Source organism: Microvirga sp. M2 (assembly GCF_047497095.1).
GTDB lineage: Bacteria > Pseudomonadota > Alphaproteobacteria > Rhizobiales > Beijerinckiaceae > Microvirga.
Genome location: NZ_CP134064.1, coordinates 41,066 through 64,147, shown reverse-complemented (window position 1 = coordinate 64,147; position 23,082 = coordinate 41,066). Strand labels below are relative to the sequence as shown.

Annotated in this window: 15 protein-coding genes and 1 pseudogene; 11 read left to right on the top strand and 5 right to left on the bottom strand. The window is 63.9% G+C overall.

Annotated features, from left to right (window positions below):
• Positions 1-202: 202 nt before the first annotated feature.
• A complete protein-coding gene (locus tag RE429_RS20085; RefSeq protein ID WP_414475132.1) occupies positions 203-985 on the bottom strand; it encodes an anti-sigma factor family protein in 783 nt (260 codons plus the stop codon).
• A 2-nt stretch (positions 986-987) separates the two neighbouring features.
• Complete coding sequence (locus RE429_RS20080; protein WP_414475131.1) at positions 988-1,587, bottom strand: sigma-70 family RNA polymerase sigma factor; 600 nt, start codon at positions 1,585-1,587, stop codon at positions 988-990.
• Positions 1,588-2,150: 563 nt separating this feature from the next.
• Between RE429_RS20080 and RE429_RS20075 the strand changes: the two genes are divergently transcribed.
• Positions 2,151-2,570 carry a response regulator gene (locus RE429_RS20075; RefSeq protein ID WP_414475129.1) on the top strand — a complete coding sequence of 140 codons (420 nt, stop codon included), beginning with the start codon at positions 2,151-2,153 and terminating at the stop codon, positions 2,568-2,570.
• 512 nt (positions 2,571-3,082) lie between these two features.
• On the opposite strand, the gene RE429_RS20070 is transcribed toward RE429_RS20075, so the two are convergent.
• Positions 3,083-3,946 carry a DMT family transporter gene (locus RE429_RS20070; RefSeq protein ID WP_414475973.1) on the bottom strand — a complete coding sequence of 288 codons (864 nt, stop codon included), beginning with the start codon at positions 3,944-3,946 and terminating at the stop codon, positions 3,083-3,085.
• 222 nt (positions 3,947-4,168) lie between these two features.
• Here RE429_RS20070 and gcvA point away from each other — a divergent pair, with 222 nt between their 5' ends.
• Positions 4,169-5,095, top strand: coding sequence for a transcriptional regulator GcvA (gcvA, locus tag RE429_RS20065; protein ID WP_414475128.1), 927 nt, complete (start codon positions 4,169-4,171; stop codon positions 5,093-5,095).
• Between the two features lie 349 nt (positions 5,096-5,444).
• On the opposite strand, the gene RE429_RS20060 is transcribed toward gcvA, so the two are convergent.
• The gene (locus RE429_RS20060) at positions 5,445-7,844 is read right to left on the bottom strand and encodes a heavy metal translocating P-type ATPase (RefSeq protein ID WP_414475127.1); all 2,400 of its coding nucleotides are present in this window, start codon (positions 7,842-7,844) and stop codon (positions 5,445-5,447) included.
• 1,138 nt (positions 7,845-8,982) lie between these two features.
• Here RE429_RS20060 and RE429_RS20055 point away from each other — a divergent pair.
• Positions 8,983-11,190 (top strand): mechanosensitive ion channel domain-containing protein, encoded by a 2,208-nt coding sequence (locus RE429_RS20055; protein WP_414475126.1) that lies wholly within the window; start codon positions 8,983-8,985, stop codon positions 11,188-11,190.
• A gap of 10 nt (positions 11,191-11,200) precedes the next feature.
• Here the strand turns inward: RE429_RS20055 and RE429_RS20050 are convergent, their stop codons facing one another.
• Positions 11,201-11,476, bottom strand: a complete 276-nt coding sequence (locus RE429_RS20050) for a hypothetical protein (protein WP_414475125.1) — start codon at positions 11,474-11,476, stop codon at positions 11,201-11,203.
• Positions 11,477-11,535: 59 nt separating this feature from the next.
• Between RE429_RS20050 and RE429_RS20045 the strand changes: the two genes are divergently transcribed.
• The 8 genes and pseudogenes from RE429_RS20045 to selB all read left to right on the top strand — a co-directional run.
• Entirely contained in the window at positions 11,536-12,372 is an 837-nt protein-coding gene (locus RE429_RS20045; protein ID WP_414475124.1) for an LssY C-terminal domain-containing protein, read from the top strand.
• 400 nt (positions 12,373-12,772) lie between these two features.
• Positions 12,773-13,666, top strand: a complete 894-nt coding sequence (locus RE429_RS20040; RefSeq protein WP_414475123.1) for an NAD(P)-dependent oxidoreductase — start codon at positions 12,773-12,775, stop codon at positions 13,664-13,666.
• A 426-nt stretch (positions 13,667-14,092) separates the two neighbouring features.
• Entirely contained in the window at positions 14,093-17,176 is a 3,084-nt protein-coding gene (gene fdnG / locus RE429_RS20035) for a formate dehydrogenase-N subunit alpha (RefSeq protein WP_414475122.1), read from the top strand.
• Positions 17,177-17,187: 11 nt separating this feature from the next.
• The gene (gene fdxH, locus RE429_RS20030) at positions 17,188-18,138 is read left to right on the top strand and encodes a formate dehydrogenase subunit beta (RefSeq protein ID WP_414475121.1); all 951 of its coding nucleotides are present in this window, start codon (positions 17,188-17,190) and stop codon (positions 18,136-18,138) included.
• Positions 18,138-18,833 carry a formate dehydrogenase subunit gamma gene (locus RE429_RS20025; RefSeq protein WP_414475120.1) on the top strand — a complete coding sequence of 232 codons (696 nt, stop codon included), beginning with the start codon at positions 18,138-18,140 and terminating at the stop codon, positions 18,831-18,833. The genes fdxH and RE429_RS20025 overlap by 1 nt, the downstream gene beginning before the upstream one ends.
• Before the next feature lie 41 nt (positions 18,834-18,874).
• The gene (gene fdhE / locus RE429_RS20020; RefSeq protein ID WP_414475119.1) at positions 18,875-19,792 is read left to right on the top strand and encodes a formate dehydrogenase accessory protein FdhE; all 918 of its coding nucleotides are present in this window, start codon (positions 18,875-18,877) and stop codon (positions 19,790-19,792) included.
• Positions 19,793-19,795: 3 nt separating this feature from the next.
• A complete protein-coding gene (selA, locus tag RE429_RS20015; protein ID WP_414475118.1) occupies positions 19,796-21,199 on the top strand; it encodes an L-seryl-tRNA(Sec) selenium transferase in 1,404 nt (467 codons plus the stop codon).
• Positions 21,196-23,025, top strand: a pseudogene (selB, locus tag RE429_RS20010) (selenocysteine-specific translation elongation factor); the annotation flags it as partial. The gene selA and the pseudogene selB, both read left to right, overlap by 4 nt.
• Positions 23,026-23,082 lie beyond the last annotated feature (57 nt).

Below are 23,082 nucleotides of genomic sequence, written 5' to 3'. Positions count from 1 at the left end.
TGGGGGCCATCAGAGGTCATTCCGACGGTGGTCGATCTCCTTCTTCTCGCAGGACGCTCCTGTTGGCCCTGAGCCTCCTTCACGAAGCCGTCACACTATCCTTCGGCTTCAGAGCGACCGCCTTCCGGTATCGATCCGGTCTTTCCCCGCGACGAGCGCATCGTGCGAAAAAGTGGCCCCGGTTTTTCGCAAGAACGATGCTCTATTGGGCGACATGATCCTGGAAGCGGCGCATGAACTCTTGCAGTTCGGCCGCATTGAGATCCGAAACCGCCCAGAATGTCATTCCGCGGTCGGACCAGTGAAGCATATTGTACCCGTTATTGACCGACGACTGCGACCGTGCAAGGCCGATCTCGCTCTTCTCCGCCGGCCAGATGAACAGGTTGATGATGTGCTCGCGGCGTTTGTATACCAGGGCGGCAACTTCGCGTCCGGCAATATAGTCAAGGCGTCCTCCTGTCAGCGTGAAGCCCTCGTTCGCAAGATCGACAACCGGAGGGGCGAAGTCGATCCGGCCGTCGAACCAGGGCTTCACCGTATGCTGATCGGACGTCGTCACATCCGTGATGTGGTCCGCCATAAGGGATCGGACATGCTCGGCGACAAGCTCCTGCGCCAGGTCCGGCGATGAACGCGGCACGATCAGGGCTACGGCAAGGCCCGCCGCAAACGCAGCGGCAGGAATGCCAAGACGCTGTGTCTGCCACAGGTGCCGCCACCAGCGGGCACGCGTCGGCGCACTCTTGGCGGCCTGTGCAGGCTCAAGGGCTTCCAGCACCCGCGCCCGCAGCGCATCGGGCGCCCGGTACCGCATCCGGTCCTGCCCGAGGATTGCCCGAAGCTCCTGGAGACGCTGATATTCGCGCGCGCAGACAGAACAGGTTCTCAGGTGATCCTCGACCCGGAAGGCATTGGCGGCATCGAGCTCCCGGTCCAGGTGTCCATGCAGGAGAACTTTCATGTCAGAGCAGGGCACGGTCACGATCAAGTCTCCTCTCCGTCTGCAGTACGTCGACGCCAAGCCTCGGCGAGGAGGTGTCGCGCTCGGGCAAGGCGCGACATCACGGTACCGATCGGTGTTCCCGTCGTTTCAGCAATCTCGTGGTAGGAGAGTTCTTCGAGTTCACGCAAAATCAGCGTCTCCCGAAACGGAAAGGGCAAGTCCTCGATCAACTCCCTCATGGTGGCAATCTCATCGTGCCGGACGACGGCGGTTTCGGGGCTGTCCGCAGGGTCGACCAGTCCGGCGGTATGCTCCGATGCATCGCCCGGATCATCTCCCTGAATCGCTCCGGTCCCTTCAAGCGGAACCATGAGGTCCGACGCCGAGGCTTTTGCCCAGGTGTGACAGCAGTTTCGCACGATCGCCAGGATCCAGGCCTTCGGATCACCGCCCCTGTATCCTTCGAAGGCGCGGAACGCCCGCAAGAAGGCATCCTGCGCGACGTCCTCGGCCGCAACAGGGTCCCGCAGGAGATAGCGCGCCAGGTTGTAAGCGGCATCCAGGTGCGGGAGCATCAACTCGCGAAAACGCCGAGCGAGATCGGCTTGCTCAGCTGTCAAAGGCGACAGGGCGACCGGCACAGGTTCCTCCGCGCGATGCGGAATTGTACCCTCATCGTCCGTGGCTGTCACATTTCCGGAAGCGATTGAGGGTCTCGAAGGCCATTGGTTGACCGTTGGACCTGTCAACCGTCGCCCCGATGCGGGGATCATCGTCATGAGCGCCCCTGGAAAGGCGATGTGCAAGATTTCGGTCCTGCCATTCCTGACGGGACCTCCCGTGCGCGTGAAGCGAACCCATGCTCAGAACGCTTCAAGTGGTTTTCTGGACAATGCCTCGATCGATCATGGGCGATGGCCGGAGGGCGAAGAGTGAGTGACATTCGGCGCCCCTGATGCTGATGCTGCGCTCTCCATCCAGACTGGATGGAGATCAGGTTTATTCCCATGAGCTCAGATAAAATCGCGGCCCGGCTGCCGGCAGGTGCGATTGAGCACAGTGATCAAGCCCAGCCGGCCGGGGCGAGCGCGGTGCCGGAATAAAGCTCTGACCACCGAGGTCTCTGAAGGTAGGTGGGTTTGAGCGGCCCGTCGAACGAGAGCGCACGAGACTAGCCGAGACAGGACGCGCCCGGGAGGCCATCGTGGATACGAGCCATTGCGATTGCATTCTTGTCGTCGATACCAATCTGGTCTTCCGAGAGGCCCTCTGCCGGTGGCTCCGCGCCATAGGGTGCAAGGTGAGGACGGCGGACACGGGCGAGCAGGCATTTCTCATCCTGAGGGATTGGCAGCAACCCATCGACTGGCTCTATGCCCGCGCCGACCTGCCCATGCTGATCGACGGCTGGATCCTTGCCGACGAGTATCACGACAGCCATCCGACGCGTCCCGCCGTCATCGCGGCGCCCGAAGCCAGATCATCCGATCGTGGCGACATCATCATCCTCGTTCAACCGAATCCTGCCGTCGTGTTGGAGGTCCTCCATGGACTGGTTGCTGCGAGCCGCAGGCGGCCGAATGGAGGCGAGGACGGATCCGATTATCAGCGGCATGCCGCGTGACGGCAGAGTGCCTGCGGTTGGCCATTGCATTCCGGTCGAAGGATGTTTCGGCGGCCTGTCTTCATTGGGGAGTTGTGACAATGACGAATGAGAAAGTGCGTTTGTTCGCTGATGCCGGCGATGGCTTGCCATTCCATCACGCATGGTGCCTCGATTCCGCATGCCATGTTGTCCGTGAGCGGGATCGTTTAGCGCGTCCGGCCGGCGATAGATCATGGGAACTGCACGATCCCCACGAGGAGGCAGCTCGGTTGCCGCGATGGATGAGTGCCACGCGTCCGGGCCGGACAAGCATGGTCATCCCGGGCGTCTTGGCCGCTCTGGCGGTCCTGGCGGCAGCGAACGGCATTCTGAGTACCGTCCTGGAACTGGTCTGGCTCTGATCGACGCGGTGCACACTTGCCGGAGATCAACTCATGGCTTTTCCGGGACCCGAGACTGAGAGCAGCAATCCTATGCTGTCTGGTGGCCAGGCGAGGTCATAGGATCGCCCTCGACAGGACGCCCACACCTTAAGTCGCCTGGTCGGTCTTGCCGCGAGACGTTAGGGCCAGAGCGAGACCACCCAGGACCAAAGCCACGCCGACGGCAAAAAGGCCTCCGATCCGGTCGCCGAATATCGCGGATGAAGCGGCGACACCGAACACCGGCTGAAGGTACTGGACGCTGGCGGCAGTCCCGGTCGGAACCGTGCGCAGGATGTTGAGCCACAGGAACAGACCCGCGACGCTCACGGCGAGCCCGAGATAGATCCCAGCCCAGAGCGCCTGGGCCGTGAGGTGGAATGGAACGTGCCACATCTCCCAGCCTGCCCAGGGCAGCAGCGCAACGAAGCCAAACAAGGTGCTCCAGGCCGCTACGGTAGCGGTTCCATATTCGTGGGAAAGTTCGACGCTCCAGACATAATAGAACGCGACGGCAAGCGCGGAGAGCAACATGAGACCGGCACCGGCTACGCTGGTTTGGAGCACGACACCCGTCTCGTTCGTGTTCCCGAGCGCAACAAGCGCGATACCGGCGAACGCCGCCAGCAATCCCAGCTTTTGCCGACGCGACACGGGCTGTTTGAGGCGGAGTGCCGCAAACATCACAACGAAGACGGGAATGGCGGCTGAGATGATGGTCCCGACCGAAGCCGACGTGCCGGCGACGCCGAAGGCCTGGGCGATCTGGCCCACGCCGATGCCCAATACTCCAAGCGCTGCAATGCGGGGCAGTGCCCGCCAGGGGGGGTGCTTCCTGCCGAGGGTGAAGAGCGCCAATAGCGGCACCGCGACGGCGAACCGGAGCGCGGTCAGCGTCATCGGCGGCAATGTGAGGAGGCCGAGTTTCGTGACCGGAATGGACAGCCCCCACATGACTGCGAGCAGCAGCATCGCCGCGAGGCTGCGTATGGAAGGGGTCGCATGGCGGGGAGCGATAGGCGAAAGGGAGGGGACAGGAGAGGTGACCGCTGTGCTCTGGCTCGACATGAACTGCCCCGCGCGGAGATGAAGTGACGCCATCGCGTCTGTCCCGAGTGGTAGAATGGAGGAACATGGCTGACAAACCATTTGTTCTCACGTAACCTGTGAGCCAAACTCACGCGTGCGGCCCCCATGTTTGACCGGCTTCCCCCTCTGCAGACCCTGCGCGCCTTCGAGGCAACCGGACGCCTCTTGAGCATGACGCTGGCGGCAGAGGAGTTGCATGTCACCCACGGGGCGGTAAGCCGCCACATCAAGACCCTCGAAGATCATCTTGGCGTAGCATTGTTTCTGCGCCTGACCCGCCGGATCGTCCTGACCGCCGAGGGGGCCGCGTTCCTCGTGGTCGTCACTCGCGTCCTCACGGAACTGACCCGGTCGGCCGAAAGTCTTCGTGGGCCGAAGAGTGCAGGGCGACTGACCATCAGCACAGGTATCTCATTCGCGAGCAAGTGGCTGGGGCCACGCCTGCATCGGCTGATGGCTCGCCATCCCGAACTCGATGTCCATCTCGACATAACGGATACCAATGTTGACCTGTCGAACGGACAGATCGATGCAGCGGTACGGTACGGCGTCGGCCGCTATCCGCACGTCGTCGCGGAGCGGATCCTGGAAGAAACGATCACGCCGGTGTGCAGCCCGGCCTATCGAGCCAGGATGGGTGGGCTGCCGTCGGTTGAGAGCCTTGCCGCGTGCAGGCTGCTGCATGAAGACCGCTTGGTGTATGACGACCGTATGCTGGCCAACTGGGAGCGATGGTTTGCAATGGCGGGGGTGGATGGCGCCCCCAGGGGGCGTGGCCCGATCTATAGTCATGGCAGCATGGCGACCGAGGCAGCCATTCGCGGGGAAGGCGTGGCACTGGGGCGCAGCGCCCTGGTGGCGGAAGACCTTGCCGCCGGACGGCTGGTTGCCCCATTCCCGCAGTTGCGGCTCAACTCCGAGCGTGGCTACGATCTGGTCTATCGTCCGGGCAACCGGGATCAGCCCAAGGTTTGTGCGGTGCGTGACTGGCTGGCAGACGAGATCCGGCAGTTTCTCGGGGACGCCGACTGACGGCCGATGCCGGCGTTCCCCCGGAGGGCCCATCGCTCCAACAGGATGACCGTGCGAGGCAGGAACGATCGGCCGGGCGCTTGGGTTCGTCGTCCGGAGAGGACCGCGCCGGGAGGTCGACCGGATGATGGCCCTCATCCGGGAACGGGAGACGACAGCGTCGGACGTGACATCGAACCCACGTCCGATGCTGCGAATCTATGTTGTTCAGCATCTTTTCACGCAAAGCCGGCCCCCGCTTTCGCGTTCGGTGCCTCATCGAATGATGTCCCTTGGCTCGGCCGGGCAACTGTTCTGTACGGCGCCTGCAGAGCTTTCCAAGAGACCGTCCGGCCTGCTCTACGGCGGGTCAGAGCTTCACCATGCGCAGGCGGATCGCATTGCCGATCACGCTGACCGAGGACAGCGCCATCGCGGCGGCCGCGATGATCGGAGAGAGCAGGATGCCGAAGAACGGATACAGCACGCCTGCCGCCACGGGCACCCCGAGCGCATTGTAGAGAAATGCGAAGAACAGGTTTTGGCGGATGTTGCGCATGGCAGCCTGCGACAGCCGCCGCGCCCGCACGATCCCCGTCAGGTCACCCTTGAGCAGGGTGACGCCCGCGCTCTCCATCGCCACATCGGTGCCGGTCCCCATCGCGATGCCGACATCCGCGGCCGCCAGCGCCGGCGCATCGTTCACCCCGTCACCCGCCATGGCCACCACGCGCCCGGCCGCCTTGTAGCGCTGGACGACTGCGCTCTTCTGGTCCGGCAGGACCTCCGCCTCGACATCCTCGATCCCGAGCCGGCGGGCGACCGCCTTGGCCGTCGTCCAGTTGTCGCCGGTCAGCATCACCACCCGGATGCCTTCCTCTTTGAGGCCTGCGAGCGCCTCGGGCGTCGTCGTCTTCACGGGGTCGGCGATGGCGATGGCACCCGCCACCGTCCCGTCGACGCCGGCGAAGATCGCGGTCGCGCCGTCCTCGCGCAGCCGGTCGGCCTCTTGTGCCAGGGGAGCGACATCGATGCCGTGCTCGGCCAGGAACTTGGCACTGCCGAGCACGACGCTCCGGCCCTCGACCGTACCGAGCGCCCCCTTGCCGGTGGGCGAGTCGAAGTCAGTGACCGGCGCCGTCGCGATGCCCCGCTTTTCAGCCGCCTCGACGATGGCGATGGCGAGCGGGTGTTCGCTCGGCCGCTCGGCGCTCGCCGACAGGCGCAGCACCTCGACCTCCGTGAAGCCTTGCGCCGGGACGATGGCGGTGACTGCCGGCCTGCCCTCGGTCAGCGTGCCGGTCTTGTCGACGACCAGGGTGTCGACCTTCTCCATGTGCTCCAGCGCCTCGGCGTTCTTGATCAGCACGCCGGCTTGGGCTCCGCGTCCGACGCCGACCATGATCGACATCGGGGTGGCGAGCCCAAGGGCGCAGGGACAAGCGATAATGAGCACGGACACCGCGGCCACAAGGCCGAAGGCGAGCCGGGGCTCCGGTCCCCAGATTCCCCACGCCGCGAAGGCCAGGAGCGCCACGGCGATGACCGCCGGCACGAAATAACCCGAGACCTGATCGGTCAGACGCTGGATCGGGGCGCGGCTGCGCTGGGCCTCTGCGACGAGTTGGACGATCCGGGACAGCATCGTATCGCGCCCGACCTTCTGCGCTTCGATGACGAGGCCGCCGGACTGGTTCATGGTGCCGCCGATGGCCTTGGCGCCGACCGCTTTGGTCACGGGCATCGACTCACCGGTCACCATCGACTCGTCGACGGAGCTGCGCCCCTCGACGACGACGCCATCGACCGGGATCTTCTCGCCGGGGCGCACCCTCAGGCGGTCGCCCACTTGGACGGCATCGAGTTGGACCTCCTCTTCGGTTCGGTCCTCCCGGATCAGGCGGGCTGTCTTGGGGGCGAGATCGAGGAGCGCACGGATGGCGCCGCTCGTGCTCTCGCGTGCGCGCAATTCGAGCACCTGTCCGAGCAGGACGAGGACGGTGATCACCGCAGCGGCTTCGAAATAGACCGCCACCGAGCCGCCTGGGCCACGGAATGCCGCCGGGAAGACGTCGGGGACAAAGATTGCGACCACGCTGTAGAGCCATGCCACGCCGGTGCCCATGGCGATCAGCGTGAACATGTTGAGGCTGCGGTTCTTCAGCGATTGCCAGCCACGCTCGAAGAACGGCCACCCGGCCCAGAGCACGACCGGGCTTGCCAGGGCGAACTGGATCCAGTTGGAGAAGGTGCGGGGAATGAGATGATCAAGTCCGGTGAGATGCCCGCCCATCTCCAGGATGAAGACCGGCAGAGCCAGGATCAGGCCGATCCGGAACCGGCGTGTCATATCGACGAGTTCGTGACTTGGGCCGATTTCAGCCGTCGCGACGACCGGTTCGAGCGCCATGCCGCAGATCGGGCACGAGCCCGGGCCGATTTGGCGGATCTGCGGATGCATCGGACAGGTGTAGATCGTGCCTTCAGGCACAGGTTCCGCCTTCCCGGCCGCTGCCGGCTCGGCGTAATTCGCGGGTTTGGCCATGAACTTCGACCGGCAGCCGGACGAGCAGAAGTAATACGGCTTGCCCTCGTACTGGGCCCGATGTGGAGTGGTGTGCGGATCGACCGTCATTCCGCAGACCGGATCCTTCGTCTTACCGGCGTCTCCCGTCGGATCGCCGTCAGGATGGCGGTGCCCGGCATGACGACCATGGTCGTGGTGATGGGCGTGGCCCTCATGTCCATTGATGATCCGGGCATTGGTCATGGTGTTACTCCGCATCTGCATCGATGAGCCCTGGGAAGCCTGGAGCTTCCCACGATGGTAAGGTCAAGATCCGAGCGGGATCGTGGAGAGCATCGAACGCAAAGGTGGGAGCCGGTTTTGCGTGACAAGATGCTCGAGAGCAGAGACTGACCGCATCGGAGGTGGGTTCGATGTCACACCCGATGCCGGAGAGCCGTTCCCACTCGCGTGGAAGCAGCTCTTGTCATTGGCTCAACCGCATTGTTGACCGCGAACCGGGTCCACTTTTCGCTCGCGCAACCACAAGCCGGGCGCCCATTGCGTGATGCAAGGGAGCGAACAATTGGCTCCTTGTGGCAAGCACTTGTCCCGTTCGATCAAGCAGACGCTCCTCAGCCATGCATGAATGGGTCGATGTGCGGCCGCCGGTCCAGGGTGCATAGGCCGAACCGCCTTACATGGGCCGGATCCGGCTCGCCGGATGGACCGCCGCCATTCTTGAGAGAGGCGAAGCGGCAGCCCGGTCATAGGCCGGCAGGATACGGAGACAGATCATGAAGAATCTTCTGATGGGACTCGGTGCTCTCGCAATGGGCGCCATTCTCCTCGCCGGGGATGCTGCGGCGCGCGGAGGCGGAGGCGGAGGTCACGGAGGCGCCATGGGCGGAGCCGCCGTTGACCGTGGCGTGGATACCGGAATGGCCGGAGCCGGGACTTATCGTGGCCTGGATACGGGTAGCGTAGGGGCAGTCGGATCCAACCGCTACCGCGGCAAGTGTCAAATGGTCCCTGTCCGGCGAGGGACACAGACGGAGATGGTGCGGCGGTGTTGATCGGCCTCCCGGTCGGGCCGCAGGCTCAACCCTCGTCCATGATCCTCGGCGGAGCTCGCTTGACGAATAGGAGGCGATGAAGCTCCGGCTCGCCGCCCACTGGGAGGAACCGGTCCCAGGGTGACGTCAGGGCGTCGTGCCGCCTGAGGCCGTCCGAAGCTCCATGGCGTTCCGGCCCACGCGGAACGGTGCTATTTTCATCGTCGAGGCGGCGATGCGGGGATTGAGACTTTGGTCCGGTTCCGCCCTGACAATGGACTTGATCAGCCCTGAATTGCACGGGGCACCCTGCAAGAGGGCACCTGCGGCATGGATCGGAGGCGTCGATGGCTATTCGTCTGTCCCGGCTCGGGAGCTTCGCCCTGTTCGTCATCTGGCTCTCGACCGCCGTCGCGCAATCCGGTCCGGGACAGGGCAGCCCTCCGCCGGCGCTGCCGGCCGGGTGGACCCAGGAGCAATTCGACAGGCTCGTCGACGCGATCAGCGCCACCGTTGCCGCGAAGCTCAAGGAGGACGGCAAGGGCGTGCCGCATGACATCGGGCCGGAGCATCCGGTGGCGGCTGCGGACGAGGACTTCGGCTCGGCCATCGCAGCCTTCAAGGCGCGCGCCGGTGCTGTGCTCCGTGCCTACCCGGACTATCTTCATGAGGTCGCCCGTATCCCCACCATCCTCGAGCAGACCGGCACGGGACGCGGGGTCGGGGCGTTCCTCGCCCTCCTGGCGACGGTTATGGCAGCTGCCCTCGCGGCGGAGGCACTGTTCCGCAACGCGTTCCTTGCGGTTCGACGCAAGCTCGCGGCCCGCGTCGCCGCCGGCCACGACCGAGCGGGTCTCGTCAGCCTCGTCGGCCTTGCGGTCATCGACGGCCTGGCGGTCGGGATCGTCTGGCTCGTCGGATACGGTGCGATCGCGTTGTGGTTTTCCGGCGCCGATGCGCAGTCCCGGCTCGCGATGCTGGTGCTGGCGGGGATCCTGACATGGCGCCTCTACATGCTGGCGTTCCGCCTGGTGTTGCGCCCCGACTTGCCGGACGCGCGGCTTGCGAAGATGGCAGACGCGGATGCCCGCGCCGTCTACCGGCGCATCCTCTCGGTGGTGCTCGCGATCGTCGCCGCCAGAATCCTGACCCGGGTGCTGATCGCCATTCAAGCGCCCTCGGAGGCGATTGCCGCCGGCCAGATCGTCGCCAATCTCGCCCTCCTGGCGATCGTCATTGCGGTCATCATGGCCTCGCGCGAGGCCGTCAGAGGTTGGTTTGCGAGCCTCGCGCGGCCGACCGGCCCATCGCTGGGCCGGATCCTCGCACAGGCCTGGCATGGCCTTGCGGTGCTGGTCTTCGTGGCCATTGCGGTGACGGCCATCTATGGCGCGATCATGGAGCGCTACACCGTGCCGACGGCCCTCATCCTGACGCTCAGCGTCATCCTCGCGCTGATCCTCCTCCGGACGGTCATCGCCTTCGTGCTGCGGCCCCCCGCGGACGAGATTCGCGGTGGTGCCGCCGTTCCACCGCACGCGCCTTTCGGACCGCGTCTCGGCAATCTCGTCGCGCGCTGCCTCACCGTCGCCGCCCTGATCGGCGCGGCCGTGCTGATCACGCAGGTCTGGATCGTCGATGTCCTCGCCCTCGTCGATAACGGGAATTGGGCGAGGCTCACCCGCGCCTCGCTCACGGCCGGGCTGACGCTGTTTACGGCCTTCGTCGCCTGGGAGGCGATCAAGTTCGTGACGGCGCGCTATGCCGGGGCGACTTCCGGCGGGCCGGGCGAGGAGCAGCAGGCGGGCGGCGGCTCGCGGCTGGGGACCCTGATGCCGCTGCTGCGCGCCTTCGCGGGCGTCGCGCTCCTGGCCGTCGCACTCCTCATCGTCCTGTCCGATCTCGGCGTCAACATCATGCCGCTGCTGGCCGGGGTCTCGGTGTTCGGCCTAGCCATCTCGTTCGGCAGCCAGACGCTGGTGCGCGACATCGTCTCGGGCATCTTCTATCTTGCCGACGACGCCTTCCGGGTCGGCGAATACATCGATTGCGGCAAGGCCAAGGGCACCGTCGAGGGCTTCACGCTGCGCTCGCTCAAGCTCCGGCACCAGAACGGGCAGGTGCACACGATCCCGTTCGGCCAGCTCGGCCAGATCACCAATTTCAGCCGCGACTGGACGACGGTGAAGTTCAATTTCCGCTTCGCCCGCAAGACCGATCTCGAGAGGCTGCGCAAGGTGGTGAAGACGATCGGCCAGGAGATGCTGGATGATCCGGAGTTCAAGGACAGTTTCCTGGAGCCGCTGAAGATGCAGGGGGTGGCCGACATCACCGACAATGCGCTCATCGTACGGTTCAAGTTCACGGTCAAGCCGATGAATCCGAGCCTGGTGCAGCGCCAGGCGATCAAGCGGATGGTCGCAGCCTTTGCCGCGAACGACATCGCGTTCGCCGATGCGACGGTCGCCGTTCAGACGCTCGGCGCCGCCCTCGACGCGGGGGTGGCCGGCGCAGGCGCAGCCGGGATCCGTCTGCGAGAGGCCGGCACGGGGTGACCTCGGCCGCTCAATTGATGCGGATCGCATGTGATGCGGGTCGGATGGCCTGGACTCGGGCCCTGTCCTGCGGTGTGCCCTCTGCAGGGTCGCCGAAAAGAAGAGACAGGAACGCCTCGTCCCAGAGCATCGGACGTGAATAGTGGACCCGGTTTTCCGCACGATACGCTAAAGGCGGCGCCAAGGGCAAATCGAGCACGATGAATACCGTGCAACAGATGAACCGAAGGGCCGAGCGCATCGACTGGCACCTCATGAAGGTCACCTGCATGAAGGTCACCTGCATGAAGGTCACCTGCCCGGAGTGCCGATCACTGCCGCCCCGATCGCGACGGAGCTGGATTCATGAGATTGCTCAACCGCCTCCTGCAACGCCTCGTCATTCTTGGGCTGGGCATCTTCTCCGTCTGGCTGATCGTCTTCGTGGTCTTTGAAACGGCGGACCGGAGGCTGCCATGGATTCTGGCCGTGGGCTTCACGTATGCAATCGGCGCCTACGTCATTCTCCCATGGATCATTCGCATGGGCCTCAAGCTTCTCCATCGGAAACGGGTCCCCAGCTTCACGACGACCGGCGACGGACTGCCGGGCGATCCCGTCAACGTGGCGCTTGTGGGAACGCTCGCACAGCTTCGCGCCGCCTTCTCAGCCCTCGGCTGGTCGGAGGCCGACCGACTGGGCCTTGCCAGCTCCTGGGGCATGATTCGAGCCTTCGTGTTCAACTCGCCCTATCCGACCGCCCCGTTCAGCACCCTCTATCTGTTCGGACGTGGCCAGGACATCGGGTTTCAGAGGGCGATCGACAACAGTCCCCGGAAGCGCCATCACATACGCTTCTGGTCCTTGAGCCTCGCGCGAGCCGAGAGCACATGGGCCGGGGGATCCGCCAGCTTCTGGCTGAATACCGACCGTCCCGCCGATGACGAACGTGTTCTCTGGGTCGGGGCGGGCACACGGGATACGGGACTGTCCCTGACCCGCCTCACATTTCAGATCACACACGCGACGGACTCGGACACGAATGTCGAGCGCGATTTTATCATTGCCGAGCTGGAGAGTATCGGGTCAATCGTGGACGTAAAGGTCTATCGGGCCGGCCAATGTCTCGCCACGGAGCACGTCAACCATTACACGTCCGACGGGCAAGTCACGTTGGCGAGCCTCATCGTCCATGCGGATTAACGTGGCCTGCGCCGCTTCGTGACGATTTCTCCAAAGGCGACGCTCGGACCTGAGCGTCGGTGACCTCCACCATCCCACGCAGCTCGTTTCCCGGAGGATTCGGCGGATCCTCGGCGCATGGCGGCCGTGCCCGTCTTCCCGAGAGGTGATCCTGCCGGCATCGTTCGAGCGGACCCGAAGGGCCACGTTCGTGAAAACCGGGTCCACATTTCCGCACGATGCGCTAGACTTTGAAACGAAGAGACGTTGCCGCCACGCGGTGGAGCAGTGCTCGGTGCTGGAGCATCGTGCGAAGAAGCCGGAACCGGTTCTTCGTGAAGAACGATGCTTTATCAAAAAGATAGAGCAAGCATTCTGATCCCGTCAGAATGCTTGCTCTAGTAGCGAAAGGAACGAGGAAGTGAGCCACGAAGAAGTCAAGTCCCGCATTGGCGTGATCGGTGTCGGCCTGATGGGACACGGCATCGCCCGGAATGTTCAGCGGGCCGGCTGGCCTATCGCTTTCCTCGATCATCCCGGCAATCAGCCCGTCGATGACCTGCTCGGTGACGGCGCCGTGTCCTTCGGCACCGGCTCCGATGTTGCTGCCAATTCCGACATCATCATCATCTGTGTCACCGGAACGCCGCAGGTGGAGGACGTTCTCTTCCGGGATGATGGCGTCCTCAAGGGACTCCGCCCTGGAGCCGTGATCATCGATTGCTCAACGGCAATCCCCGAATCCACCAAAAAAATTGCGGCAGCCGTCGCTGCGGCCGGAGGCCGGTTTCTCGACGCGCCGATGACGAGAACGCCGAAGGAGGCGGCAGAAGGGCGCTTGAACCTGATTGTCGGAGGCGACAGGGATCTGTTCGAGGCGCTTCTCCCTCTGATGCGCAGTTATGCCGAGAATATCAACTACGCCGGAAGTGTCGGCGCAGGCCACACGCTCAAACTCCTGCATAATTTCGTGTCGCTGGGCTTTTCCGCCGTCCTGGCGGAGGCGGCCGCCTGTTCTGGGAAAGCGGGCATCAGTCCGGACGTGCTGATGGAGGTTCTCGGGAAGGGAGGAGGGGCCGGTGTCGTGCTCGAGCGTCTCAAGCCGTTCATTCTCGCGCATGACGATTCCAGCTTCCGCTTCAGTATCGCCAATGCCCGCAAGGATATCGGCTACTATGTCGAGATGACCCGCGACGTTGCAGCGAAGAACGGCGCCGCCACGGCCATCTTCCACATCTATGACGACGCATACAGCGCCGGATACGAGCAAGCCGCGGTTCCCGAGCTGATCGACGTTCTTTCGGAGAAAACATGACCGTCGTCCGCATGTCGGCCTTCGGGACCGTCTTCAACTCGAGCGGTCGCTGACAAACGGCGGCCCCACACGAGGAGCGGGGCCACGGGTCGGTGAGGATGTCTCTTCTGTCCGTCATTGAAAGTATATAACGGGTTGCCTTTGGTGAATAGAGGGGCGACGGGCTGAATGGGACACAGGGCCCGTTCGTCGCCCGCGCGTCGGAAGTGCAGGCTCTCTCCCGGTCGTCCGAACCATAATCGCAGCGCTTAAGCGAAGGCTTGGGCAGGCTCGGCCTTTCACTCACCCATTCGTGAAACACGGCCGCAAGTAAATCCGGGGACCGCCTGGGCCATCCTTTCTATAGTTTGACACTGGAAATGGTCAAAATTACTCTAGTTGTTCAAAGAGAAGTTGCTGCAGTGCAAAACCATAGGGAGGGTTACCATGAACATGGAACTCTCACGACGCGGCTTCCTCAAAGCCGCCGGCGTGGGTGTTGCCGGTACCACATTAGGGGCCTTCGGATTCTCAGAGCTTGAGGCGGCACAGGCTGCGGCCGTCAGACCGTTCAAGCTGGTGAACACGATGGAGACGCGCAACACCTGTCCGTATTGCTCGGTGGCCTGCGGCATCATCATGTATTCCAAGGGAGACCTTCGGAAGGGCGAGACGGCCGATATCATCCATATCGAGGGCGATGCGGATCATCCGACGAACCGGGGGACGCTCTGCCCGAAGGGCGCGGCCCTGAAGGACTTCGTAAAGGCTGACACTCGGCTGAAGTACCCGATGATCCGCAAGCCCGGCGGAGACAAGTTCGAACGGGTATCGTGGGACCAGGCGCTCGACCGTATTGCAAGGCTGATGAAGGATGATCGCGATGCGAACTTCATCCCCGCGAACACGGCCGGCGTTCCCGTCAACCGCTGGACGACGGTAGGTTTTCTTGCCGCCTCGGCGACAACGAATGAGACCGCTTATCTGACCTACAAGGTCGTTCGCAGCACAGGAATCGTCGCATTCGATAATCAGGCGCGCGTTTGACACGGCCCCACGGTGTCCAGTCTGGGCCCAACTTTCGGTCGTGGCGCGATGACCAATTCCTGGACCGATATCCGGAATACGGATCTCGTCGTGATCATGGGCGGCAATGCAGCCGAAGCGCATCCGTGCGGCTTCAAATGGGTCACGGAAGCGAAGGCCAATCGCGGCGCGAAGCTCATCGTCGTCGATCCGCGCTTCACGCGCTCGGCATCGGTCTCCGATTTTTATGCACCCATTCGGCAGGGCACCGATATCGCGTTCCTGCTCGGCGTGATCAACTACTGCATCCAGAACGACAAGATTCAGTGGGAGTATGTGAAGGCCTTTACGAACGCGTCCTATATCGTGAAGGACGGCTTCGCCTATAAGGATGGCCTGTTCACGGGCTACGACGAGAACAAGCGCGACTACGATCGCTCTACCTGGGAATACGACATCGGACCGGACGGCTTTGCGGTGGTCGACGACACGCTGCAGAACCCGCGCTGCGTCTGGAACCTGCTCAAGACCCATGTCGCCACTTATACCCCGGAGATGGTCGAACGCATCTGCGGCACGCCCAAGGACAAGTTCCTGAAGGTGGCGCAGATGATCTCGGAGTGCTCGTCCCCGACGAAGACCATGACGTCGATGTACGCGCTCGGCTGGACGCAGCATTCCAAGGGATCGCAGAACATCCGCACGATGGCGATGCTGCAGCTCATCCTCGGCAATATCGGCGTGCGCGGCGGCGGCATGAATGCCTTGCGCGGGCATTCGAATATCCAGGGGCTCACCGATATCGGCCTGATGTCGAACCTCCTGCCGGGCTATCTCAACATCCCTGTCGAGAAAGAGGCCGATTTTACGACCTATATGGCGAGCCGGGCATTTAAGCCGCTGCGGCCGAACCAGACCAGCTACTGGCAGAATTACAAGAAGTTCTTCGTCAGTATCCAGAAGGCGTTGTGGGGCGATGCTGCGACGCCACAGAACGACTTCGCCTATCAGTATCTGCCCAAGCTCGACGTGCCGGCCTACGACGTGCTGCGCTATTTCGAGATGATGCATCAGGGCCAGGTGAACGGCTATTTCTGCCAGGGCTTCAATCCGCTTCTGGCCTTCCCGAACCGTCAGAAGATCACGGAGTCTCTGTCGAAGCTGAAATGGCTCGTGACCATGGACCCCCTGGAGACGGAAACGTCCCGGTTCTGGGAGAACCACGGCGAGTACAACAACGTGAACTCCGCTTCCATCCAGACGGAGGTGATCCAGTTGCCGTCCACCTGCTTTGCGGAGGATGACGGCTCGCTCGTCAATTCCAGCCGCTGGCTGCAATGGCACTGGGCGGGTGGCACCCCTCCCGGAGAGGCGAAGCACGATACGTGGATCATGGGGCAGATCTATCGCCGGCTGCGGGACCTCTACCAGAAGGAGGGCGGACCCTTCCCGGACCCGATCCTCAATCTCACCTGGACCTATCGGGATCCCAACGAGCCCTCTGCGGAGGAACTCGCCATGGAGCTCAACGGCTACGCTGTCGAGACCCTCTATGACCCGGCCGACCCCACGAAGGTGGTGCTGGAGAAGGGCAAGCAGATCGTCAATTTCTCGGTCCTGCGTGACGACGGTACCACCGCCTGTGGCTGCTGGATCTATTCCGGCTGCTTCAACGAGGCCGGGAACAACATGGCGCGTCGGGACAATTCGGATCCGGACGACACCGGCGCCTATCCGAACTGGTCCTTCTCGTGGCCTCTCAACCGGCGCATCCTCTACAATCGCGCCTCCGCGGACCTGCAGGGCAATCCGTGGGATCCGACCCGCAAGCTGATCGCCTGGGACGGAACGAAATGGTCAGGCTACGACGTTCCGGACATCGCACCCAACGCGAAGCCGGACGAGGTGGGCCCCTTCATCATGAACCAGGAGGGCGTGTCGCGCCTCTTCGCCCGCGGCCTCATGCGGGATGGACCATTCCCGGTGCATTACGAGCCGTTCGAGGCGCCCATCGCCAACGTCGTGGCGCCGAAGATCCGGGGCAACCCGGTGGCGCGGGTCTTCCAGAGCGATGTGGCGCAGTTCGCCACTTCGGAGGAGTTTCCCTATGCGGCGACTTCGTACAGGCTGACGGAGCATTTCCACTACTGGACGAAGCACAACCGGGTGAACGCGGCGCTCCAGCCGGAGTTCTTCGTCGAGATCTCGGAGCAGCTCGCAGCCGAGAAGGGCATTGCGCCCGGCTCCTGGGTGCGGGTGTGGTCCAAGCGCGGCGAGGTGAAGGCGAAGGCCGTCGTGACGAAGCGCATCAAGCCTCTCATCTGCGACGGCAAGCCGGTCCACGTGGTCGGCATCCCGCTGCATTGGGGCTTCAGCGGAGTGGCGCGGAAGGGGTGGGGGCCGAACTCCCTCACGCCTTTCGTGGGCGACGCCAACATCGAGACGCCTGAATACAAGGCGTTCCTCGTCAATATCGAGCCCACGACAGCTCCGGCGTCGGTCTGAGGAGGAGTGGAATGGAACCAAGTCCCCATACCGCAACAAGCAATCCTCCCGTTACCGCCACAGCCTCGAACTTGTCGGAGCGGGATCTTGTTCGCCGCTCCGCCTCGACGGTTCCGCCGCCGGCCCGTCAGTTGGAGCCGGTCGCGAAGCTCATCGACGTGTCGAAATGCATCGGCTGCAAGGCCTGTCAATCGGCCTGCATCGAATGGAACGATACGCATCCGGACATCGAAACCAATGTGGGCGTCTATGAGAACCCGCATGATCTGACGCCAGACATGTTCACCCTGATGCGGTTCACCGAATGGGACAATCCGCAGACGGGCAACCTCGAATGGCTGATCCGCAAGGACGGCTGCATGCATTGCGCGGACCCGGGCTGCCTGAAGGCCTGCCCGGCGCCCGGAGCCATCGTGCAGTATTCCAACGGAATCGTGGATTTCATCCACGAGAACTGCATCGGCTGCGGCTATTGCATCAAGGGGTGCCCCTTCAACATCCCGCGCATTTCGAAGGTCGACCACACGGCGTACAAATGTACTCTCTGCTCCGACCGCGTCGCCGTAGGGCAGGGGCCGGCCTGCGCGAAGGCCTGCCCGACCCATGCGATTACCTTCGGCACCAAAGAGGACATGAAGACGCTCGCCGACAGCCGGATCAAGGATCTCAAATCCCGCGGCTACGAGAATGCCGGCCTCTATGATCCGCCAGGGGTGGGCGGAACGCATGTGATGTACGTCCTGCATCACAATGATCAGCCCGAAATCTATTCGGGTCTGCCGAAGGATCCGAAGATCAGCCCCGTCGTCAATGCCTGGAAGGGTATGACGAAGTACCTGGGCTTCGCGGCGATGGGGCTTGCAGCCGCGGCGGGCGTTCTCCATGCGGCTCTGGTCAGCCCCAACCGGGTGACACGGGAGGATGAGGAGAAAGCCGAGGATCTCGTGAAGGAGAAGACCTGATGGCTGTCAAGGACATCGCGAAGGAAGATGCGATCTATCCCGGCAAGCCGGTCGTCGTGGGCCGGTACAACCTGCCGGCTCGGATCAACCACTGGATCACGGCGGCTTCGCTCATTCTTCTCGCGCTGTCGGGCCTTGCCTTCTTCCATCCGTCGCTGTTCTTCCTGACGGGCCTGTTCGGTGGCGGACAAAACGCTCGTGCCTTTCATCCCTGGATCGGCGTCGTCCTGTTCTTCAGCTTCGCGGGCCTCTTCATCCGCTTCTGGCGGGCCAATCTGCCGGAGAAATCCGACGCGGAATGGCTTGCGCATACCAACGACGTGATTGCCGGACACGAGGACAGGCTGCCCGAGGTCGGCCGGTACAATGCGATTCAGAAGTTCAATTTCTGGGTCATGGCGCTCCTGATCATCGGCCTGATCCTGACGGGTCTCGCGATCTGGGATCAGTATTTCTACAACTGGACGACCATTCCACAGAAGCGCGTCGCGGTTCTCATTCACTCTCTCGCCGCGGTCGCGCTCATCTGCATCTGGATCGTCCATGTCTATGCGGCGATCTGGACGCGCGGCACGCTACGGGCGATGACGCGTGGTTCGGTCACCGGAGGCTGGGCCTGGAAACACCACCGCCGCTGGTTGAAAGAGCTGGCGGAGCGCCATAGAACGAAGAAGCCGGCGGCGCCTGCCGAGTAGGCGGCGCCATGACACGTGACCCGTGCGGTTCGTGAGGTTGCATGACACATTCCAGTTCCATCGAGCCGAATCCAGCGTCCATCGGCCGCGTTCCCGCCCCACCCTTCGTCCGGTTGCCGGATCCGCGAGTCCTTTTCGAGGCTCGGCGCCTGCGCCTCGAAAGTCTGGCGCCGTCAAGCGAGCTCGCGCCCTATCTGCGGTTCGTTGCCGGGATCTCGGCCGCTCAAAACCGTATCCAGGACGATCTGCCCGAACCCGATCTTCCGTCGGCGGAGATCCTCGGCCGGGCCCATGAGTTCGGCATGCCGCCCCTCGACAGGAGCCGTGTCGAACGCGATGAGGTCTTAGGCGAAACCCTGGAGCGCCTGTTCGACGCGGTCACGTCGCTGGCCAAGCCGCCGGAGGCGCAAAGCGCGCTCGAGACAATCAAAGCGGCTTCGCCGGACCGACTGGGCGAAATCATCCACGGCGTTCTGACGGATTCGATCTCGGCCGATGCGCTCGCCGAGCATGTCTATGTGGCGGCCGGCCTGCAGGTTCATTTCGCCCGGCTGGCGGCAAAGCTCGACAAGAATCGGCTCGTCCGGATCGGGGATGGGGCATGTCCCTGCTGCGGCGGTCCTCCGACCACGTCCCTGATCGTCGGATGGATCGAAGCCGAAGGCACACGCTACTGCTCCTGCTCCCTGTGCGGCACCCTCTGGAATGTTGTGCGGGTGAAATGCGTGCTGTGCAGCTCCACGAAGGGAGTCGGCTATCAGGAGGTCGACGGAGGACCGGGAACCATCAAGGCGGAGTGCTGCGACAATTGCCGCGGCTATGTGAAGATTCTCCACCAGCAGAAGGACGCTGCCCTGGACCCGGTCGCGGACGACATCGCGAGCATGGGGCTCGACCTCCTTCTCCGGGACGGCGAATTCCGGCGCGGCGGTTTCAACCCATTCCTGCTGGGGGTCTGAGTCATGGACGACGCGGCCCCCTCCAGTCTGCGCCGCCTTCCGTCGGTGGATCGGCTGCTGCGCCACCCCGACCTCGTGGCTGCGGTTCAACAGCACGGTCGTTCCGAGGCCACGCTCGCGATCCGGGAAACTCTGGCAGAACTCCGTGAGACGCTGAAGCCCGGAACATCGACCGAAGAGACGGATATCGCCGCGTCTGTCCTGTCTCGGCTCGATGCGCGTGCGGACACGTGCATGAAGCCGCTTTTCAACCTCACCGGCACGGTGCTGCACACCAATCTCGGCCGCGCGATCCTCGCCGAAGAAGCCGTCGAGGCCGCAACCGCCGCCATGCGCCATGCGGTGTCCCTCGAATTCGATCTCGACGGCGGCAAGCGCGGAGAGCGCGACGATCACATCCGCGCCCTCGTCTGCGAGCTGACGGGAGCGGAGGACGCGACCCTCGTCAACAACAATGCGGCCGCGGTGCTCCTTGTCCTCAATACGCTCTCGCAGGGCAGGGAAGCGATCGTCTCCCGCGGAGAGCTCATCGAGATCGGTGGCGCATTTCGAATGCCCGAGATCATGGCGAGGGCAGGAGCGCACCTGCGCGAAGTCGGAACGACGAACCGCACCCATCCGCGCGATTATGCGAATGCGCTGCAACCCGCGACCGGGCTCATCCTCAAGGTCCACACCTCGAACTACCGTATCGAAGGATTCACGGCGGAGGTCGGCGCCCGCGATCTCGCCAAAATCGCACGGCAGCACAACGTGCCTCTCGTCAACGATCTCGGCTCGGGAACGCTCGTCGATCTCTCCCGGTTCGGGCTGAGCAAGGAGCCCACGGTCCGTGAGGCCGTGGAGGAGGGGGCGGATCTCGTCACCTTCTCAGGCGACAAGCTTCTCGGCGGGCCACAGGCGGGCTTCATCGTCGGACGCAAGGACCTCATCGGCGCCATCAACCGCAACCCCATGAAGCGCGCGTTGCGGGTCGACAAGATGCGACTGGCGGCCTGCGAGGCGACCTTGAAGCTCTATCGCGATCCCGACCGGCTTGCCGAGAGGCTTCCCACCATGCGTCTCCTGGCGCGGTCCGTGGAGGATATTCGGCAGCAGGCGGTTCGTCTTGCACCGGTCCTGGCCGAAGTCCTGGGAGACACGGTCGCTGTCGAGACCGTGCCATGTCGAAGCCAGATCGGTTCGGGGGCGCTTCCGCTCGACACGATCGGGAGTTTCGGACTGGCGCTGAAACCGAAGGGAGGCGGGCGAGCCCTCGAAGAGTTGAGCACCGCATTCAGACACTTGCCACGTCCCGTGATCGGCCGCGTGGCCGAGGGTGCCCTCATCTTCGATCTCCGGTGCCTCGACCACGAGAGCCTGTTTCATGAGAACCTGTCGTCGCTTCGGTCAGGGGTCGCGTCGTGATCGTCGGCACGGCCGGGCATATCGATCATGGAAAGACCGCGCTCGTCAAAGCGCTGACAGGCATCGATACGGATCGCCTGAAGGAGGAGAAGGCACGCGGCATCACGGTCGATCTCGGCTTCGCCTACTGGCCTCAGGACAACGGGGATGTCATCGGCTTCGTGGACGTTCCGGGGCATGAACGCTTCGTTCATTCCATGGTGGCGGGCGCGAGCGGCAACGACTTCGTGATGCTGGTTGTGGCGGCGGACGATGCGGTGAAGCCGCAGACCCTCGAACATCTTGCCATTATCGACCTTCTCGGCATCGATCATGGGGTCGTCGTTCTCAGCAAGGCCGATCTGGCGGATGACGGGAGGCGCGTGGAGGCCTGCGAACAGATCCGTGGCGTTCTGGCCGGTACGACGCTGGCGAACCATCCGATCATTCCCGTCTCCATCGTCACGGGGGAGGGCGTCGATGCCCTGAAGCGGCACCTGCAGGCTGCGAGTGCCTTGCGTCAGCGCCATGCGGCCGGTCTGTTCCGCCTTTCCGTCGACCGCAGCTTCACTCTGGCGGGAGCCGGAACGGTGGTGACAGGGACGATCCTGTCGGGCTCGGTATCGGTGGGCGATCAGGTGGTCATAAGCCCAGCCGGACATGCCGCGCGGGTTCGCTCCATCCATGCCCAGAACCGTCCGGCGGAGCGGGGCGTGGCGGGCGAGCGCTGTGCCTTGAACCTCGCGGGAGACGGCATCTCGAAGGATGCGATCGGCCGTGGCGATGTGGTCCTCGCACCGGCGCTTCATGCTCCGACCGACAGGATCGACGCTCGCCTCCGTCTTCTCACAACCGAAAGGAAGCCGGTCGGCCAGTGGCACCCCGTCCGCCTGCATCATGCGGCGGCGGAGGTCGGCGCACGGATCGTCCTGCTCGAGGACGAGCCGTTATCGCCAGGCGAGGAAGCGTTCGTCCAGCTCGTCCTCGACCGCCCGATCGCCGCCGCAGCCCATGATCGCTTCGTTCTTCGTGACACGTCGGCACAACGGACGATCGGAGGCGGCACCCTCGTCGATCTGCGAGCCCCCGCCCGGCACAGGCGCGGAGCCGAGCGCCGGGCGCAGCTTCAGGCCAAGGCGCAGAGCGAGCCGGCGACCGCCATGGCGGCACTCGCGGCCGTGCATCCGCATGTCTTCGATCTGGCGACCTTCGCCCGAGACCGCGCGATGACTCCCGCTGCTGCGACGGCCATTGCCGACCGGCTCGGTCTGGTTCGTCTCGCTGCGGGCCCATCGACGCTCGCCCTGGAGCGAGAGCGCTGGCGGGTTTTCGAAGCCCGCATCATCGACACTCTCGCGGCGTTTCACGCCGAGAGCCCGGATCTGCAGGGCATGGGCCTCGAGCGGCTGCGCCTCCAAAGCGAACCGCGTCTTCCGATCGCGGGGTTTCGGTCCGCGCTCCAGGTTCTCGTCGCGGCGGACAGGATCAAGGTCGATGGTGCCTGGATCCGCCTTCCCGGCCATGAGGCGCGTCTCGATGCGGGCGAGGAGCGCTTATGGGAGATCGTACAGCCGCTTCTGTCTGGCGGGGAACGCTTTCGCCCGCCCCGCGTCCGCGACATCGCCCATCTTCTGGAGCGGCCCGAGGACGAGATCCGTGCTCTGTGCAAGGTGCTCAGCCGCCTCGGCCGGCTCGACGAAGTCGCGCATGATCATTTCTTTCTGCGCGATACCGTTGCCGAAATGGTCGGCATCCTCGAAAGGCTTGCCGCGGGTGCGGCGGGCAGGCAGTTCACGGCGGCGCAATTCCGCGACCGCGTTCTGAGCGGCCGTAAGGTCGCCATCCAGGTGCTCGAGTTCTTCGACCGGCACGGCGTAACCTTGCGCCGCGGCGATCTTCGTCGC

Coding starts and splice junctions, on each gene's coding strand:
- RE429_RS20070 (WP_414475973.1), bottom strand. CDS start 3,946: ATGCTGCTGCTCGCAGTCATGTGGGGGCTGTCCATTCCGGTCACGAAA.
- gcvA (WP_414475128.1), top strand. CDS start 4,169: ATGTTTGACCGGCTTCCCCCTCTGCAGACCCTGCGCGCCTTCGAGGCA.
- RE429_RS20060 (WP_414475127.1), bottom strand. CDS start 7,844: ATGACCAATGCCCGGATCATCAATGGACATGAGGGCCACGCCCATCAC.
- RE429_RS20055 (WP_414475126.1), top strand. CDS start 8,983: ATGGCTATTCGTCTGTCCCGGCTCGGGAGCTTCGCCCTGTTCGTCATC.
- RE429_RS20050 (WP_414475125.1), bottom strand. CDS start 11,476: ATGCAGGTGACCTTCATGCAGGTGACCTTCATGAGGTGCCAGTCGATG.
- RE429_RS20045 (WP_414475124.1), top strand. CDS start 11,536: ATGAGATTGCTCAACCGCCTCCTGCAACGCCTCGTCATTCTTGGGCTG.
- fdxH (WP_414475121.1), top strand. CDS start 17,188: ATGGAACCAAGTCCCCATACCGCAACAAGCAATCCTCCCGTTACCGCC.
- RE429_RS20025 (WP_414475120.1), top strand. CDS start 18,138: ATGGCTGTCAAGGACATCGCGAAGGAAGATGCGATCTATCCCGGCAAG.
- fdhE (WP_414475119.1), top strand. CDS start 18,875: ATGACACATTCCAGTTCCATCGAGCCGAATCCAGCGTCCATCGGCCGC.
- selA (WP_414475118.1), top strand. CDS start 19,796: ATGGACGACGCGGCCCCCTCCAGTCTGCGCCGCCTTCCGTCGGTGGAT.